Origin of the sequence: Aeromicrobium erythreum, assembly GCF_001509405.1 — a bacterium.
Classification (GTDB): domain Bacteria; phylum Actinomycetota; class Actinomycetes; order Propionibacteriales; family Nocardioidaceae; genus Aeromicrobium; species Aeromicrobium erythreum.
Window position 1 is genome coordinate 3,293,149 of sequence record NZ_CP011502.1, and the last position, 15,895, is coordinate 3,309,043.

Here is a 15,895-nt window from a genome sequence, read left to right on the forward strand (position 1 = left end):
GGCTCGACCCGCGACCCTAGGATCACGCCATGGCCTCCCGCACCCGCTCGTCGCGCTCCTCAGGCAGCGCACGGCGCAAGAGCCGCAAGCAGCGCAACCGCAAGCCGCTGTGGATCGGCCTGGGCGTCGTCGTCCTCGTCGCGATCGGCGTCGTCGGGTGGATGGGCTACGAGGCGTCGCAGGCGCAGAAGGCCATCACGTCAGCCACGGGCGAGGCGCAGGACCTGCAGTCGCAGATCACCAGCGGCGACACGGAGCTCGCACGCAATACCCTGCGTGCGCTGCAGCAGAGCACCACCACCGCCCGCACCCGCACCGACGGCCCCCTGTGGGGCGCCGCCACCCACGTGCCCTTCGTCGGCTCCAGCGTCGACGCCGTGCAGACCGCCGCCGACGCCCTCGACGACATCGCCCAGCGTGCCCTGCCGCCCGTCGTCGACACCGCGCAGTCGCTCGACGCCAACACCTTCCGGCCCAAGGATGGCCGCTTCCCGCTCCGTGAGTTCGCCGGGCTGGTGCGTCCGGTCAGCACCGCCGCGAACGTCCTCACCGAGAACCGTCGCCGCATCGACGCCATCGACGACTCCGCCATCGTCGGCCCCCTCCGCAAGCCCGTGCAGGAGCTCAAGGACAAGCTCGGCACCGCGCAGCAGGCCGCCGACGCCGCCGCCAAGGCGCTGCGCATCGCGCCCCGCATGCTCGGTGCCGACGGCACCCGCACCTACCTGGTCATGTTCCAGAACAATGCGGAGTCGCGGTCGCTCGGTGGTATCCCCGGCGCACTCGCGCTCGTCACCGCCCGCAACGGCCGGCTCAGCTTCAACCAGCAGTTCACCATCCGCGAGCTCGGCGAGTTCGACGACCCGGTCGTGCGCATCAGCGATGACGAGGAGCGCACCTTCGGCAGCCTCATCGCCGAGGACATCCGCGACACCACCATCACGCCCGACTTCCCCCGTGTCGCCACCATCGCTCGCGCCATGGTGCAGCGCTCGCTCGGCACCAAGGTCGACGGCGTGCTGTCCATCGACCCCGTCGCCCTCTCCTACGCGCTCGACGGCACCGGCTCCATCCGGCTCACCGACGGCAGGGTGCTCACGTCCGCGAACGCCGTCGAGATCCTGCTCAACACCGTGTACGCACGGTTCCCCGACCCGCAGGTGCAGGACCTCTTCTTCGCCGACGCGGCGCAGCGCATCTTCAGCTCCGTCCTCGGCGGACGCGGCGACTCCCGCAAGACCCTCGAGGGTCTGACGAAGGCCGTCGACGAGCGGCGCATCCTGCTGTGGAGCGCCGACAAGACGGTCGAGGACGACCTCGCCGGCACGCGCCTGTCGGGCGAGCTGCCCGAGCCGAGCACCACGCCACGCATCGGCGTGTACCTGAACGACACCACCAGCTCCAAGATGCAGTACTACCTCGACTGGAGGACGACGGTGAAGTCCGAGGGCTGCCGCACCGACGGTCGCCAGACGCTGGTCGCCACCACCACCATCACGTCGAACGCACCAGCCGACGCCGCCGACCTGCCGCAGTACATCACCGGCAACGGCAACCGGGCCCCGCGCGGCGACCAGCAGCTGACCGTCCGCGTCGTCGCCCCCGCCGGCGGCACCGTCGACGACGTGAAGGCCGACGATGCCATCTCCCTCGACGAGAGCGGCCGCCTCGGCACCCGCCCCGTCGCCTACACGGCCTACGTCATCAAGCCCGGCCAGACCGTCACCATCCGCACCACCATGACGACCGGCAAGGACCAACGTCGCGGCGCGGTCGTGACGACGACGCCGGGCGTCCAGTCCTTCACCCAGGACCGCCGCTTCCCCACCTCCTGCTCCTGACCCCCACTCGTCGAGGAGCGAAGGGTTCCGCAGGTCGAGTAGGCAAGGGTTCTGCTGGTCGAGTAGTCAGGACGAGCTTGCGAAGTCCTGACGTATCGAGACCACCCGGCAACGGCTCAGCGCGACCCGGCTCCCAGCGTCGGCTTGGAGGGGTCTCGATACGTCTCCGTCAGCTCCTTCGTCGCGACGTCGACTACTCGACCAGCGAAACCCACCGCTGGCCGAGTAGCGGCCACGCGCGAGGCACGAGCGCCGTGGCTGCGTATCGAGACCACCCAGCAACGGCTCAGCGCGACCCGCCCCCAGCGACCGCTTGGAGTGGTCTCGATACGTCTCCGTCGGCTCCTTCGTCGCGACGTCGACTACTCGACCAACGAGACCTACCGCTGGTCGAGCAGGCAAGGGTTCCGCTGGTCGAGTAGTCAGGACGGCGAGCGCCAGCGAGCTCGTCCTGACGTATCGAGACCACCCGGCAACGGATCAGTGCGACTCAGTCCCCAGCGACGGCTTGGAGTGGTCTCGATACGTCTCCGTCAGCTCCTTCGTCGCAACGTCGACTACTCGACCAGCGGACCCACCGCCGGTCGAGTAGTCAGGACGAGCTTGCGAAGTCCTCACGTATCGAGACCACCCGGCAACAGATCAGTGCGACTCAGTCCCCAGCGACGGCTTGGAGTGGTCTCGATACGTCTCCGTCGGCTCCTTCGTCGCGACGTCGACTACCCGACCAGCGAAGGGTGCCGCTGGTCGAGTAGTCAGGACGAGCTTGCGAAGTCCTGACGTATCGAGACCACCCGGCAACGGATCAGTGCGACCCGGCTCCCAGCGAAAGCCCAGAGTGGTCTCGATACGTCTCCGCCAGCTCCTTTATCGCGACGTCGACTACTCGACCGGCGGTCAGGCTCACTCGCGCCAGGGGCGTGGGTCGCGTCGACGGAAGTCCTTGCGGGCGAGGGTGGGGAGGAGGTCGTAGTCGCCGCGGATCAGCGCCTCGCGCTTCGCCCTCGACCACCCCTGCACCCGCTTCTCCGCGGCGTACGCGTCGGCGACGTCCTCGAACTCGTAGGCGTAGACGAGCTCGACCGGTCTGCGGCAGCGGGTGTACTCCGCGCCGATCCCGGTCTGGTGCTGGTAAAGACGTGACTCGAGGTTCCGGGTGCTGCCGACGTAGTAGCTGCCGTCGGAGCAGCGCAGGATGTACATGTAGGCCATCCAGTCAGTGCACCGACGTCGCCGGGGTCGGTCGAGCTGATGTCCACAGCTCTGTCCTGGCCTCAGCGACTGTCAGGTAGCCAGTCAGCGCGAGCCGACCCCCAGCGTCTGCTTGGAGTGGTCTCGATACGTCTCCGCCAGCTCCTTCGTCGCGACGTCGACTACTCGACCAGCGAAACCCTTCCGCTGGTCGAGTAGTCAGGACGGCGAGCGCCAGCGAGCTCGTCCTGACGTATCGAGACCACTCGACAACGGATCAGCGGGGGCCGGCTCCCAGCGAAACCTTGGAGTGGTCTCGATACCTCTCCGCCAGCTCCTTCGTCGCGGCGTCGACTACTCGACCAGCGAAACCCTTCCGCTGGTCGAGTAGTCAGGACGGCGAGCGCCAGCGAGCTCGTCCTGACGTATCGAGACCACCCGGCAACGGATCAGCGCGGGCCGGCTCCCAGCGTCTGCTTGGAATGGTCTCGATACGTCCGACCGAGCTCCTTCGTCGCCGGCCGGCCTACTCGACCAGCGGGACACTTCGCTGGTCGAGTAGCAGGGACGAGCTTGCGAGGTCCCTGCGTATCGAGACCACTCGGCAACGGCCCAGCGCGGGCCGGCTCCCAGCGTCTGCTTGGAATGGTCTCGATACGTCCGACCGAGCTCCTTCGTCGCCGGCCGGCCTACTCGACCAGCGGGACACTTCGCTGGTCGAGTAGCAGGGACGAGCTTGCGAAGTCCTGACGTATCGAGACCACTCGGCAACGGATCAGCGGGCGCCGGCTCCCAGCGAGACCTTGGAGTGGTCTCGATACGCCCGACCGAGCTCCTTCGTCGCCAGGCGGCCTACTCGACCACCGGGGCCCTTCGCTGGTCGAGTAGCAGGGACGAGCTTGCGAGGTCCCTGCGTATCGAGACCACCCGGCAACAGATCAGCGCGACCCATCCCCCAGCGTCCGCTTGGAGTGGTCTCGATACGTGGGGCTCAGGCTCGTTCCTCGCCGAGCCCGACTACTCGACCAGCGAACTCTTCCGCTGGTCGGTCACTGGAGAGGTGGTTGCGGGGGGAAACCGGGGCATGGGGCGGCGGCGCCTCCTCACATCAAAGTGACTATCATTCCCATGTGATGGCGCAGGGAGCGGTGGAGGTGGAGGGCCTCTCGGTGTGGGCGGGGGCGACCCTGCTCGTGCGCGACGTCTCCTGGCGACAGGCCGCTGGGGAGCGGGTGGCGCTGCTCGGACGTTCCGGCTCCGGCAAGTCGACGATCGCGCGTGCCGTCGCCGACGTCACCTCGCCGACGCTGCGCGTCCAGGGGCGCGTCAGCGTCGGTGGCAGCCAGCCCGGCCGACCGCGGGCGTCGCTCGTCGCGCAGGACTCGCAGGTCGCGCTGAACCCGCTCACCCCCGTCCGGCGGCAGCTGGCCCGACCGCTGCGCTCCGCCGGTCTACGCGGCGCTGCCCTCGACGCACGCCTCACCACCCTCCTCGCCGACGTCGGCCTCGACGCGACCGCCGTCCTCGACCGGCTGCCCGCGGAGCTGTCCGGCGGGCAGCGCCAGCGGGTGTGCATCGCGCTCGCGATCGCCGTCGACGGTCCGCTGCTGGTCGCCGACGAGCCGACCAGCGCGCTCGACGTGGTCACGCGTCGCCAGGTGGTCGACGCGCTGCGCGCCACCCGGTCGACGCTCCTGCTCATCACCCACGACCTCGAGGTCGCGCAGGCGCTCTGCACCCGGGCGCTGCTCGTCGACGACGGCCGCCTCGTCGCCGACGTCGACCTCACCACGCTGCTCGACGGGCCCGACCGGCACCTCGCGCACGACCTCGGACTCGTCGCATGAGCGCAGCCACCCTCACCCCAGCCGCGACCGGCCCCACCGTGCACGCGCAGAGGGTCAGCGTCCGACTGGCCGACGGCACCGACGCCCTGGCCGACGTCGACCTGCGGCTCACGTCGGCAACGTCGCTCGGCCTCGTCGGACGCTCCGGCGCCGGCAAGTCGACGCTGGCCCGGGTGCTGCTTGGCCTGCAGCGCCCGACGTCGGGCGAGGTGCTGCTCGACGGTGCCGCGCTGCCCCGACGTCGCGCGGGGCTGCGACGGTTCCGACGCTGCCTCCAGTACGTGCCGCAGGATCCGGCGGGCAGTCTCGACCCGCGCCGCGACGTCGCCGCCTGCCTCACGGAGCCGCTGCGCAGCCTGGCCATCGACGACGACCACGACAGCTGCGTCGAGCGCGCCCTCGACGCCGTCGGGCTCGACACGACGTTCGCGCGACGTCGCTGCTCAAGCCTGTCGGGCGGGCAGGCGCAGCGGGTCGCGATCGCGCGCGCGATCGGCACCGGCGCGACGCTGCTGGTGGCCGACGAGCCGCTCAGCTCCGTCGACGTCGGCCTGCGCCGCGACCTCGCCGCGCTGCTGCAGCACCTGCACGTCGACCACGGCCTCGGCCTGCTGCTCATCACCCACGACCTGCACGCGGTGGCGTCGGTGTGCAGCACGGCGGCCGTGCTGCACGACGGCCGCGTGGTGGAGCACGGCAGCACCGCGCAGGTGCTCGACGCGCCCACCCACCCCGCGACCCGGGCGCTCGTCGACGCGTCCCGTCCGGGGGCGTTGGGGTGACGCGACGAGCCACGGCTGCACCCCTGCTCGGGGCGCAGCTGGTCTTCAACGTGGGCTTCTACGCCGTCGTGCCGTTCCTGGCGATCGTGCTGCGCGACGACTACCTGCTGTCCGGCGCGGCGATCGGTCTCGTGCTCGGCGCCCGCACGTTCGCGCAACAGGGCCTGTTCCTGCTCGGCGGCGTGCTGGTCGACGCGCTCGGCGCGCGTCGCCTCATCCTCACCGGCTGCGCGGTGCGCGTGGCCGGGTTCGGCACGCTGGCGCTCGCCGACGACCTGCCGACGTTCGTCGCCGGCGCCGTCCTCACCGGTCTCGGCGGTGCGCTGTTCTCCCCCGCGATCGAGACGCTCGTGGCCGCCGCGGAGCAGGCCCGCCCGAGCGCATCGGGCACCCGGGCGACGCTCTTCGCGTGGCTCACCGTGGTCGGCGAGACCGGCGCCGTCGTCGGTCCGCTCGTCGGGGCGCTGCTGCTCGACTGGGGGTTCTCGGCCGTGGCGGGATCGGGTGCCGCGCTGTTCAGCGTCACGGCCCTCGCGCTGGCGCGCCTGCTGCCCGCCGACCCGGCCCGCCCCGACGGCCACACGCTGCGCGCCGGTCTGCGCGACGTCGGCCCGGGCCTGAGCCTGCGGCACCGCACGTTCGTGCTGTTCGCCGTCGTGCACGCAGTGAACCTGCTGGCTTGGAACCAGCTGTACCTCGGGCTGCCGGTGGAGCTGGAGCGCGTCGGTCGCGGCGCCGGCGCCTACGCCGCGCTGCTCGCGGTGGTCTCCGCCGTGACGATCACCCTCCAGCTGCCCGTGGCCCGCCTCGCGCGACGCCTCCCCAGCCGCGTGGTGCTGCCCGTCGGCTACGGGCTGCTGGCGTCGTCGTTCGGCGTGCTCGCGGTCGCCGCGGCGGTCCCGGCCACCGCGACGTCGCTCGCGCCCGTCACCGCGTCGGTGGTGCTGCTGACCTTCGGCCACCTCGTGGTCGGCCCGGCCGCGCTCGACCTCGTGCCGACCTTCGCCGCCGGTCGACGCCTCGGCTCCTACTACGGCCTGCTCGCGACGTGCGGCGGCGTGGCCGTGCTCGTCCTGTCGGTCCCGCTCGGCGCGCTCTACGCCGACGCCAGCGCGACGTCGCTCGTGGCGTCGCGCCCGTGGGCGCTGCTCGCCGGCCTCGCGCTCTGCTCGAGCGTGGCCGCCGCGCTCCTCCTGCGACGTCCGCTCGCGGCACCACCCCTCGACCCCGCGGAGCCCCGGAGCCCCGCACCACCCACCCCCTCCCCCTCGAAAGGACCTCGATGACCCCCCTTCGTCCACTACTGCGCACCGGCGCGGCCGCCCTGGTGCTCACCCTCGCCGCCGGTTGCTTCGCCGGCGGCGGCAGCGACCAGGCCAGCGACGGCCGCATCTCCGTCGCGATGATGCAGCCGCCGCGCTCCGGCCTCTCCCCGCTCAGCGACGACGCGTTCAAGCTGTCGCGCTGGAGCACCGCCGAGACGCTCGTGCAGCTCGACGCCGACGGCGTGGCGCAGCCGATGCTCGCCACCTCCTGGCAGCGCACCGACGACCGCACGTGGACGTTCGACCTGCGCGGCGACGTCACCTTCCACGACGGCACGCCGCTGACGTCGAAGGAGGTCGTGGCGTCGCTGCAGACCGCGGCCCAGGCGTCGCCCGTGCCGCGCATCCTCGACGGCGTCGAGCTCACCGTCGAGGCGCCCGACGCCGACACCGTCGTGGTGAAGACGGCCGTAGCCGACCCGCTCGTCCCCCAGCGGCTCTCGAGCCCGCAGCTGTCGATCCTCGCGCCGAAGGCGTACACGACCAAGGCCGTGAACCCGGTCGGCGCCGGCACCGGACCGTTCGAGCTGGTGAAGGTCGACGGCACGTCGGGCGCGACCCTCGACCGCTACGACGACTACTGGGGCGAGAAGGCGAAGGCGTCCGGCATCGATGCTCGCTTCGTGCCCGACGGCACCGCCCGCGCCGCCGCGCTGCGCACGGGCGACGCCGACGTCGTCGAGTCGGTGCCGGTGGGCCAGGTGGCGCAGCTCGACGAGGATCTCGTGATCGAGGTGCCCATGCCGCGCACGAACACGCTCTACCTCAACACCACGAAGGGCCCGTTCAAGGACCCGACCGTCCGCGCCGCGGCGCGCGAGGCGATCGACCGCGCCCGGCTCGTGAAGGACGTGTACGAGGGCCGCGCCGACGAGGCCAGCGGTCTGCTCGGCCCGGCGCTGCCCTGGGCGGCCGACCTGCGCTCCGACCCCGAGTACACGCAGCTCCTCGCCCAGCGCGCGGAGCCCGCGAAGGTCGACGGCGTCAGGATCACCCTCGGCACGTTCACCGACCGCGCCGAGCTGCCCGAGGTGGCGGTGCTGCTGGAGCAGGAGCTCGAGGCCGCCGGCTTCGTCGTGCAGCAGGACGTGCGCGAGTACCAGTTCATCGAGGCCGACGCGCTCGACGGAGCGTTCGACGCGTTCATCCTGTCGCGCGCCACGGTGCTCGACTCCGGCGACCCGGTGGCCTACATGGCGTCCGACTTCGGCTGCGACGGCGGCTTCAACATCGCCCAGCTCTGCAACGACGACGTCGACGCCGCGCTCGACCGCGCCGCGCAGGTGGAGCCCGGCGCTGAGCGTCAGCGCCTGACGATGCTCGCGGAGGCGCAGGTGCTGGGCCTCGACGCCGCCGTCCCGCTGCTGCACGAGCGCGTCATCCAGGGCGAGGCGCAGGGCGTGTCGGGGGTCGAGCGCGACCCGCGCGAGCGCGACCTGATCGACGCCGACAGCAGCGCCGGTGCCTGAGCCCCGGCCGCGCCGCGACGCCGTCGTCACGGCGGCGTCGCGGCTGCTGGCGGCGTCGGGGCTGCTCGCCCTGGTCGGTGCGCTGCCCTGGCTCGCCTCACGCGATCCAGCGCTCACGGTGCTGCGCGCCCGGTACGCCGACCGCGAGGCGACACCCGAGGCGCTGGCCGCGGTCCGCGCCGAGCTCGGCCTCGACGCCGGACCGTTCACCCTGCTGGGGCAGTGGGTGTCGGGGCTGCTGCGCGGGGACCTGGGCACGTCGTGGATCAGCGGACGTCCGGTCGGGCCGGGCCTGCTCGACAACCTGAGCGTGTCGCTCACGCTCGTGGGCTTCTCGCTCGTGGTCGCGTTCGCGGTGGCCACCGTGAGCGTCACGGTGGCGATGCGGGCCGGCCTGCGGGGGCGTCCGTCGTTCGGGTCCGGGTCGGGGTCGGTGCTGCTGACCGCCCTGCCGGAGTTCCTGCTGGCGACGGTGCTGCTGCTCGTCGGTGCCGTGTGGCTCGGCTGGTTCCCACCGTTCGGCTGGGACGGCCCGGGCCAGGCGGTGCTGCCGGCCCTGGCGCTCGGGCTGCCGGCGGGCGGTCTGCTCGGCCGACTGACGGCCACGGCGGTGACGGCCGTGTTCACCGAGCCGTGGGTGACGACGTGGCGGGGCGCCGGCTTCACCCGACGGGAGGTGGCGACGGCGGTGCTGCGTCGCGCGGTGCCGTCGGTGCTGCCGCAGCTGGGCCTCGTGGTCGTCGGGCTGACGGGCGGCGCGGTGGCGGTCGAGGAGGTCTTCGCGATCCCGGGGATCGGTCGCGCGCTGCTCGGCGCGGCCGCCGCCCAGGACCTGCCCGCCCTGCAAGCCGGGCTGCTGCTCCTCGTGGTGGTCGCCGCCGTTGCGGGCGGTGCGGCGTCGCTGCTCGCTCGCCTCCTGCTCGGCCGGGCCGTGCGGTTGTCGGCCCTGTCGCTGCCGGAGCCGGTCGTGGTGCTGCGTCGTCGCGACCTGCTCGTCCCCGGCGTGGCCGGCGCGCTGCTGCTCGTCGTCGTGGTGGCCGGGCTCCTCGGCGACCCGTCGACGTCGGCGCACCCACGCCTCGCGCCACCGTCGCCGGGGCTCTGGCTGGGCGCCGACGCCAGCGGTCGCGACCTGCTCGCGAGGGTGGGTCACGGCGCGCTCACCACCGTCGGCACGGGCCTCGTCGTGCTGGTCCTGTGCCTGCTGATCGGGCTGGCGGTCGGGTGCCTCTCGCACGCCGCCACCGGACCGATCGAGATCGCGAACGCCGCACCTCCGGTGCTCGCTGGGCTCGTCGTGGCCGCGATCGCCGGACCGTCGCAGCTGGGTGCCGCGGTGGCGGTGACGGCGGTGAGCTGGGCCCCGCTCGCCGCGCACACGTCGGCCCTGCTGCGCGAGGCAGGGTCGCAGCCGCACGTGGCCGTGCTGCCGGTGCTGGGGGTCGGGCCGGTGCGCCGGCTCGTGCGGCACACGCTGCCGGCCGTCGTGCCGGCCGTCACCCGCCACGCCGCCCTGCGGCTGCCCGGCATCGTGCTCGCCCTGGCGTCGCTCGGGTTCCTGGGGCTCGGCGCACGACCTCCTCGCCCGGAGTGGGGTCTGGTGCTCGCCGAGGGCTCCGCCTACGTCGAGCGCGCCCCGTGGACCGCACTCGGCCCCGCCGGAGCGCTGGTGCTCGTGTCCGTGCTGTCGGTGGGTGCGACGGCCGTCCTCACCACCCGCCGGAGCGGGCGCGCCGCCTCTACGGCTGCGTGAACTTCTGGCCCTGGTCGTCGCTGACGTAGCTCTGCGGATCCTCGCCGACCACGGCCGCGACGAGGGTGTCGTTGGCGGCGATGCCGCGGGCGGGGTCGCCGACGATGCAGCCGCCGGGCGCCCAGGTGCGGCCCGAGTCCTTCGTGCTGAACAGCTGGGCGGCGCAGCCCTCGAAGCGGGCGAGCGCGTAGCCGGCGTTGAACGTCGTGAACACGGCGGTGCGGCTGTTGTCGAGGCGACCGAGCAGCAGCCACTTGCCGCCACCGTCGCCGCTGCCGACGACGTCGCCGTCGATGCAGGTGACGCGCGCGAAGTCGTCGTCGACCTGCGACAGCGACGAGAAGGTGCAACCGGGCTTGGACTCACCCTTCGAGGGCGACACGGCGACGGTCGGGTCGGACGGGGACGTGTACCAGCGGGTGATCATCGGGTCGTCGACCCACGTGGCGCCGCCGTCGGTGGACGAGCGCTGCCGGGCCTGACAGTCCTCGCCGGCGCCGACGACGGTCAGCTCACCGCCGGAGCGTGCCTGGACGGCAGTGATGACCTTGAGCTCGGGGTCGCGCTTGGTGGGCGACGCGCCGTTCTTCGTCGAGGTCCAGAGCGTGGCGCTCGTGCGTCCCTCGCAGGCGCCACGGGTGGCGAACACCCAGGTGCCGTCGTTCGCGAGGTCCATGCTGGCGGCCTGGGCGGGCTTGAAGTCGAACGCCTGCTGGTTCGTCTTGCGCTCCGGGGTGGGCGACTCGGTGGCGGCAGCCGGGCCGAGGCCGCTGCCGGGCGGCGCGCGGTGGACGTGCTGGAAGACCAGGACCACGAGCACGACGTCGACGAGGACGAACGCGACGAGCGCGATCAGGGACAGGGGCTTCGGCACGTGGCCGAGTCTAGGGGCCGGACGGCCCACCGTGGCCTACTCGCGCAGACCGGGTCACGTGATCTCGTCGGCGTCCCGGCCCCGGGGTTCGGGGTAGTCGCCCACCCACCAGTCGGCGGTCTCGCGCAGCAGCGCTCCGGCCTCGGCGTGCCGCGGGTGGGCCTGGAACGCCCGGAACGCCGCCTCGCTCTCGAAGAGCGCGTTCTCGACGACCACGACGCCCTTGCGGGTGTCGTCGGAGACGCGCACGGTCCACTCGAGGACGCCCGGCAGGTCGTGCAGGCTCGCGAGCGCCGCGACGGCTGCGTCGCGGGTGGCGTCGTCGGTGCCGTCGTGCAGCCGGAAGAGGACGACGTGCCGGTAGGCGTCGCTCACGTGGCGGCGCCGTCGACGAGCTCGTCGGTGATGCGCCGATCGTGCGCGGGGACGACGAGCACGTCGGGCAGGGAGGCGAGGCGTCGCAGCTCGCGGTGGTTGGCGCGGATGCGGGCGCGGTCGCGGCCGACGGTCTGCTCGAAGGCGCGGAGGGCGCGCACGGGCGCGAGCCGCTGGCCGTGGGGGCTGTGGTCGCTGACGTGGCTGGCGTCGAAGACCGCGTCGCCCGCGTGTACGACGACCCCGTCGGGGGTCTCGACGGCGACGGCCGCGTGCCCGCGGGAGTGGCCGGGCATGGGCACGAGCACGACGCCGGGCAGCACCTCGTGCCCGGTGAGCCCGTAGCGCCACTCGTCGCCGCGGCCTGCGTGCAGCACGAAGCGGGGGCCGTGCTCGAGCTGCTGCGGCCGGTAGCGGGTGCGGTCGAGCAGGTCGGGGTCGGTGACGGCGGCGGCGTGCTCGTCGGCGGTGGTGTGCACGGCGGCGTCGGGGAAGTCGGAGAGTCCGCCCGCGTGGTCGAGGTCGAGGTGGGTGAGCACGACGTGGGCGACGTCGGACGCATCGAGCCCGCGGGCGCGCAGCTGGTGCAGGACGGTGCGGTCGGGGTCGCCATCGGGTCGCAGCAGGTGGCGGATGGGCCCGAACCGGCGCGCGGGGTCGGTGACGTCGGCGGTGCCGAAGCCGGTGTCGACGAGGACAAGTCCGTCGTCGGTGTGCAGCAGGAAGACGTGTGCGGGGAGCCCGGGGAGGGTGAGGGGGTTCATGACGGCTGCCCTGAGGTGCTCGACGCGCATGTCGCTCATGGTGGCAGAGGTGCGGTGTGTTGGGTCACGAACGGCGGTGGCCGTGTGGGGGCGCGCCCTAGGCTCGGGGGATGCGCCGCTCCCCCACCCACGTCGTGCTGGCGCTCGCGTACCTGGCGGCGTTGGCGGCGATCGCGTTCTGGCCGACCCCGGTCGACCAGGGGGTGGACGTGCTGAACTCCTGGCCGGTGCGCTGGCTGGAGTCGTCGTTCGGGATGCCGCGCCCGACAGGTTACGACGTGGTGCAGACGGCGGCGAACGTCGTGCTGTTCGTGCCGCTCGGCTGGCTGGCGGTCGCGTTGACGCGGCTGTCGTGGTGGCAGGTGACGGCGGCGGGCTTCGTGCTGTCGTCGGGCATCGAGGTGGGTCAGGCGCTGCTGCGTCCGGAGCGGTTCGCGACGGTGTCGGACGTCGTCGCGAACACGTCGGGGGCGCTGCTGGGCGCGGTCGCGGCGACCGTCGCCCTGCGTCGTCGCGTGCCGGCGAGAGCCTGAGGGTCGGCCCGATTCGTCCTGAGCGGCGGGGCCTCGCTATCCTGTACCGGTTGCCGCCCGGCGGCGACGTGGAGATGTCGCATAGTGGCCTAGTGCGCCCGCCTGCTAAGCGGGTTGAGGGTTAAACCTCTCGCGGGTTCAAATCCCGCCATCTCCGCAGACGCGAGAAGACCCCCAGCGCTCTTTGCTGGGGGTCTTCTCGCGTCTATGAAGGGTTGCCGGGATTTGGGAGGAGCGAGGAACGAGCGACGGCTCCCGCCATCTCCGCCGAATGATCGAGGACTCCCAGCGCTCTTTTCTGGGGGTCCTCGATCGTTTAACGAAGGCGTCGGGATTTGGGAGGAGCGGCGAGGTACGAGCCGCGACGGCTCCCGCCATCTCCGCAGACGTGCAGGGTTGCCGGGACGTGGGACGGCTGGGGGCACCTCCCCCTTGCGGGACGGAACGAGCGACGGTTCCCGCCATCTCCCCCAGCCCCGTCGACCTCAGTCCGATCTACCCCTGCGGATCCACTGGTAGTCGCGGACCGAGGAGAACAGCATCAGCACACAGAGAGCTAAGGGAACACACGCGAGACCCACGAGAAATCGGCGGTTGCTCTCCGGCTCCCCTGCTCGCATGAACAAGATGAGCCACGCGAGGGCGAGGAAGAAGGCCGTCCGAAGGAGGGCTTGCACCACGACGCACCTGCCCTTCTCGCACCAGCCCACCGATCGAGTCACCTCTGATACCTCCCCACCGATAGCGCCAGCGCCCCATGCCACGGAGCCTGGACGAGGTCTGACGACGCCCTCGGCCGACCCGCTCTCCTGCTTCGTCGCGGCGATAAGGAATTACCCGTAGACAGTCCCCCCATCCCAACGCAGGAACGTCCAACGAAGACTGCCGCTCGGATCGATTGGCCGCCCTTCCTCGGCGTTCCACTGGACGCTGACATCTGCCTGCGGACCGAGCAGACCACTCAGCTCGTCCGCAATGTCTTCCACGCATTCCTCGTCGACGGCCGTCACTTCGGAGAAGTAAGAGTGGAGGCGAACCTTCAAACCGTCGATCTCGACCCCCCGGCCGGGTCAGGTTGCAGGGCAACAATCCGAGCGAGGCCTGGACGACTTGCGCCACCACATAGTTGTCCCACGCTGGCGCCCCCGCCATGTCATCTGGAGCGGGAAACCTCATACTGTCCATCCTGGATCTTGTCGGGACAACACTGGGTCTGTTGGTTCCTTTGATGAGGAGTCATCCGTCGGTCTTGCCGTGCGGGACAGTCTCAGGTTTAGATCGACTTCTTCACAGACCTCAGTGCCGTCGAGCAGGCAAGAACCTCCTCGGTCAGCCGCGAGTGGGGGGACCACTCGTCAATCGCCTTCCGTGCTAGCCGTTGAGCAAATGCGTCGGCTGCACTGAGGTCCCCCGCATCGAATGCCCCTACGCATCTCGAGCGCTAGATTCTCAGCCCGACGGATAGCGTCGTCGGATGCCCCGGACTCTCGCAACGATTCGGGCTTCGACGACTCTTCTCGGATCGTCTCGCTCAACCGTTCCAGGTGATTCGCAATAGTCATTCTCGCCTCGCATCTTCGAGGTTGGGGCACACAGTCGATGCCTGGCGCCCCAGACTCAACAGCGTCCCGACCATCGGATTTCTCGTACTGAACTCGCCATGGAGCGCCGACGGCGAGACAGCTGCAGGGAGCGCACCCATCGGCGCTGTCGCAGCACTCGCCACAGACCTCCCCTAGGCCGACCTTGAAGTTCAATGCCGCGCTTTACATCCTCAGCGGTCGAGCCTTTGAAGTTCACCGCCACCGCCCGAGGCTTCAGCTCCGCAGCCCGCCGAGAGATCCGCCAATCAGGAAGCGCACCATCCGCATCGAACAACGTTGCCGGGAGCGTCCTCGCATCGGCCTACGTCGTCCGTAGTAGCGGTGAAATGGAGACGAGCTCACTCGTACACCTTGGCAGCTCGCAATAGATCAGCGAGCGTTTGCCACGTCGGTTGCGCCGGGGTCTCCTCTCCGCGCGCCTCGTAGTACCCGTGCATGTCTTCCAACCACCCAGATAGCCCTGAGAGAAAGACCCGAGGGTGTTATTTTCCCAAGCCTCCGCGTCCGCCCGTATCGTGTCAGCCATCGATTCTGCGAGGGCCGCAACGTCGAAACGCGACTTGAACTCTTCCACCGATCTCTCCTTCGATATCGTCCGTCTCTCCACGCGGGCTGCGCACCTAACTTGCTCGATAGCCGAAGTCTTTGGGCGTTCCAGCTGAAGACGTAGAGCGGAAACTCACGCGGCCGGCTGACGGATCTACCACAATCAATTCGTTGCCCGAAACCGCCTAGCCTCATGCGACAGCATTGACGGCTTCTCCCTCTCCTGCCTGCAGAATGCGCTTCTCCGGGTCGGCTCTGAGCTCACTTCTTCCCGTTCTCGAGTTGTTGTTACCACGGCTGGTCTAGGAGTTTGCTGCGTCATCGCTGCCGGGCTCACCGTCAGATCAAGTTGTCATCAACGAGTGCAACTGTCTCAATCGTCATCAAGCCGCGCTCGAAAAGCAACGTTGCGATCCCACGGTTACGTGGGCCAGGGGTCGATCGAACGAAGCCGGGGCCCTAGAAGTGTCCGCAACTCCGATCCCGGTTCGCCAGGGTCGGGGATAAGTTCGACTCCGCTGACTGTCAACAATCCGCGAATCTCCTCATTTCCGGTCGCGTACGCGTCCTCGAGCCATCGAAGAATTGCGCGGCAGAGGTCTTCTCGGGCAGTCGCCCGCTTCGCAAGCCATCGCATCACGTCAGCGAGGTAGAGATGCGGGAGCATCTCACCTTCGTTGTCCTCCAGGTGTTCTTGAAGTAGGGGCAGGAGGTCGGGGAATTCGTATGAGAGCGCACCCATAGTCGCGACTGTCGAAGCACTCACCCCAAACCTCCAAGAACGCCCTGCAATTAATTCGCGAGACTTTGCCGGACCAGCCTGTCGTGATACCGGGCGACGGGTTTCACCTCAAGCCCCATCCAGTCCGCCGAACAACCAGTCCGGTTGCTGTGGGCCCTGCCTAGAGCATGGCGATATCCCGTCTCCACACCTCTCAGCCCGATTGACCGATTCCGCGACACCGGATCTTGCTAGCGCGTTGTTCGTGCC

The 15,895-nt window shown here is 70.6% G+C and carries 12 protein-coding genes, 1 tRNA gene and 1 pseudogene; 8 read left to right on the forward strand and 6 right to left on the reverse strand.

The window, feature by feature from the left end:
• The first annotated feature begins 29 nt into the window (after positions 1-29).
• Entirely contained in the window at positions 30-1,841 is a 1,812-nt protein-coding gene (locus tag Aeryth_RS15705; RefSeq protein ID WP_067860613.1) for a DUF4012 domain-containing protein, read from the forward strand.
• A 903-nt stretch (positions 1,842-2,744) separates the two neighbouring features.
• Here Aeryth_RS15705 and Aeryth_RS15710 read toward each other — a convergent pair.
• Positions 2,745-3,053, reverse strand: a complete 309-nt coding sequence (locus tag Aeryth_RS15710) for a GIY-YIG nuclease family protein (protein WP_067860615.1) — start codon at positions 3,051-3,053, stop codon at positions 2,745-2,747.
• Between the two features lie 1,112 nt (positions 3,054-4,165).
• Between Aeryth_RS15710 and Aeryth_RS15715 the strand changes: the two genes are divergently transcribed.
• Genes Aeryth_RS15715 through Aeryth_RS15735 form a run of 5 tightly spaced genes read left to right on the forward strand, consistent with a single transcriptional unit; the run spans position 4,166 to position 10,208 of the window.
• Complete coding sequence (locus tag Aeryth_RS15715) at positions 4,166-4,879, forward strand: ATP-binding cassette domain-containing protein (protein ID WP_083516500.1); 714 nt, start codon at positions 4,166-4,168, stop codon at positions 4,877-4,879.
• Positions 4,876-5,661: an ATP-binding cassette domain-containing protein gene (locus Aeryth_RS15720; RefSeq protein WP_083516501.1), complete on the forward strand. Its 786-nt coding sequence runs from the start codon at positions 4,876-4,878 to the stop codon at positions 5,659-5,661. The genes Aeryth_RS15715 and Aeryth_RS15720 overlap by 4 nt, the downstream gene beginning before the upstream one ends.
• Entirely contained in the window at positions 5,658-6,947 is a 1,290-nt protein-coding gene (locus Aeryth_RS15725; protein WP_067860619.1) for an MFS transporter, read from the forward strand. The genes Aeryth_RS15720 and Aeryth_RS15725 overlap by 4 nt, the downstream gene beginning before the upstream one ends.
• Positions 6,944-8,455: an ABC transporter substrate-binding protein gene (locus Aeryth_RS15730; protein WP_067860621.1), complete on the forward strand. Its 1,512-nt coding sequence runs from the start codon at positions 6,944-6,946 to the stop codon at positions 8,453-8,455. Before Aeryth_RS15725 ends, Aeryth_RS15730 begins: the two co-directional genes overlap by 4 nt.
• Positions 8,448-10,208 carry an ABC transporter permease subunit gene (locus Aeryth_RS15735; protein WP_067860623.1) on the forward strand — a complete coding sequence of 587 codons (1,761 nt, stop codon included), beginning with the start codon at positions 8,448-8,450 and terminating at the stop codon, positions 10,206-10,208. The genes Aeryth_RS15730 and Aeryth_RS15735 overlap by 8 nt, the downstream gene beginning before the upstream one ends.
• Here Aeryth_RS15735 and Aeryth_RS15740 read toward each other — a convergent pair.
• From Aeryth_RS15740 to Aeryth_RS15750, 3 genes are read right to left on the reverse strand one after another with little or no spacing between them, the layout of a single operon-like run.
• Positions 10,195-11,082, reverse strand: coding sequence for a hypothetical protein (locus Aeryth_RS15740; protein ID WP_067860625.1), 888 nt, complete (start codon positions 11,080-11,082; stop codon positions 10,195-10,197). The two genes, Aeryth_RS15735 and Aeryth_RS15740, sit on opposite strands and share 14 nt — an antisense overlap.
• Positions 11,083-11,136: 54 nt before the next feature.
• Positions 11,137-11,457: a Dabb family protein gene (locus Aeryth_RS15745; RefSeq protein WP_067860627.1), complete on the reverse strand. Its 321-nt coding sequence runs from the start codon at positions 11,455-11,457 to the stop codon at positions 11,137-11,139.
• Positions 11,454-12,260 (reverse strand): MBL fold metallo-hydrolase, encoded by an 807-nt coding sequence (locus Aeryth_RS15750; RefSeq protein WP_236749760.1) that lies wholly within the window; start codon positions 12,258-12,260, stop codon positions 11,454-11,456. Before Aeryth_RS15750 ends, Aeryth_RS15745 begins: the two co-directional genes overlap by 4 nt.
• A gap of 71 nt (positions 12,261-12,331) precedes the next feature.
• Here Aeryth_RS15750 and Aeryth_RS15755 point away from each other — a divergent pair, with 71 nt between their 5' ends.
• Positions 12,332-12,754, forward strand: a complete 423-nt coding sequence (locus tag Aeryth_RS15755; RefSeq protein WP_067860631.1) for a VanZ family protein — start codon at positions 12,332-12,334, stop codon at positions 12,752-12,754.
• Positions 12,755-12,824: 70 nt separating this feature from the next.
• Positions 12,825-12,911: transfer RNA gene (locus tag Aeryth_RS15760), tRNA-Ser, on the forward strand.
• Positions 12,912-14,696: 1,785 nt separating this feature from the next.
• Here Aeryth_RS15760 and Aeryth_RS18585 read toward each other — a convergent pair.
• Together Aeryth_RS18585 and Aeryth_RS18590 are read right to left on the reverse strand one after the other, a co-directional pair.
• Positions 14,697-14,816 (reverse strand): annotated as a pseudogene (locus Aeryth_RS18585) (DUF7660 family protein); the annotation flags it as partial.
• 509 nt (positions 14,817-15,325) lie between these two features.
• Positions 15,326-15,646, reverse strand: coding sequence for a DUF7674 family protein (locus Aeryth_RS18590; RefSeq protein WP_470207140.1), 321 nt, complete (start codon positions 15,644-15,646; stop codon positions 15,326-15,328).
• Positions 15,647-15,895: the final 249 nt, after the last annotated feature.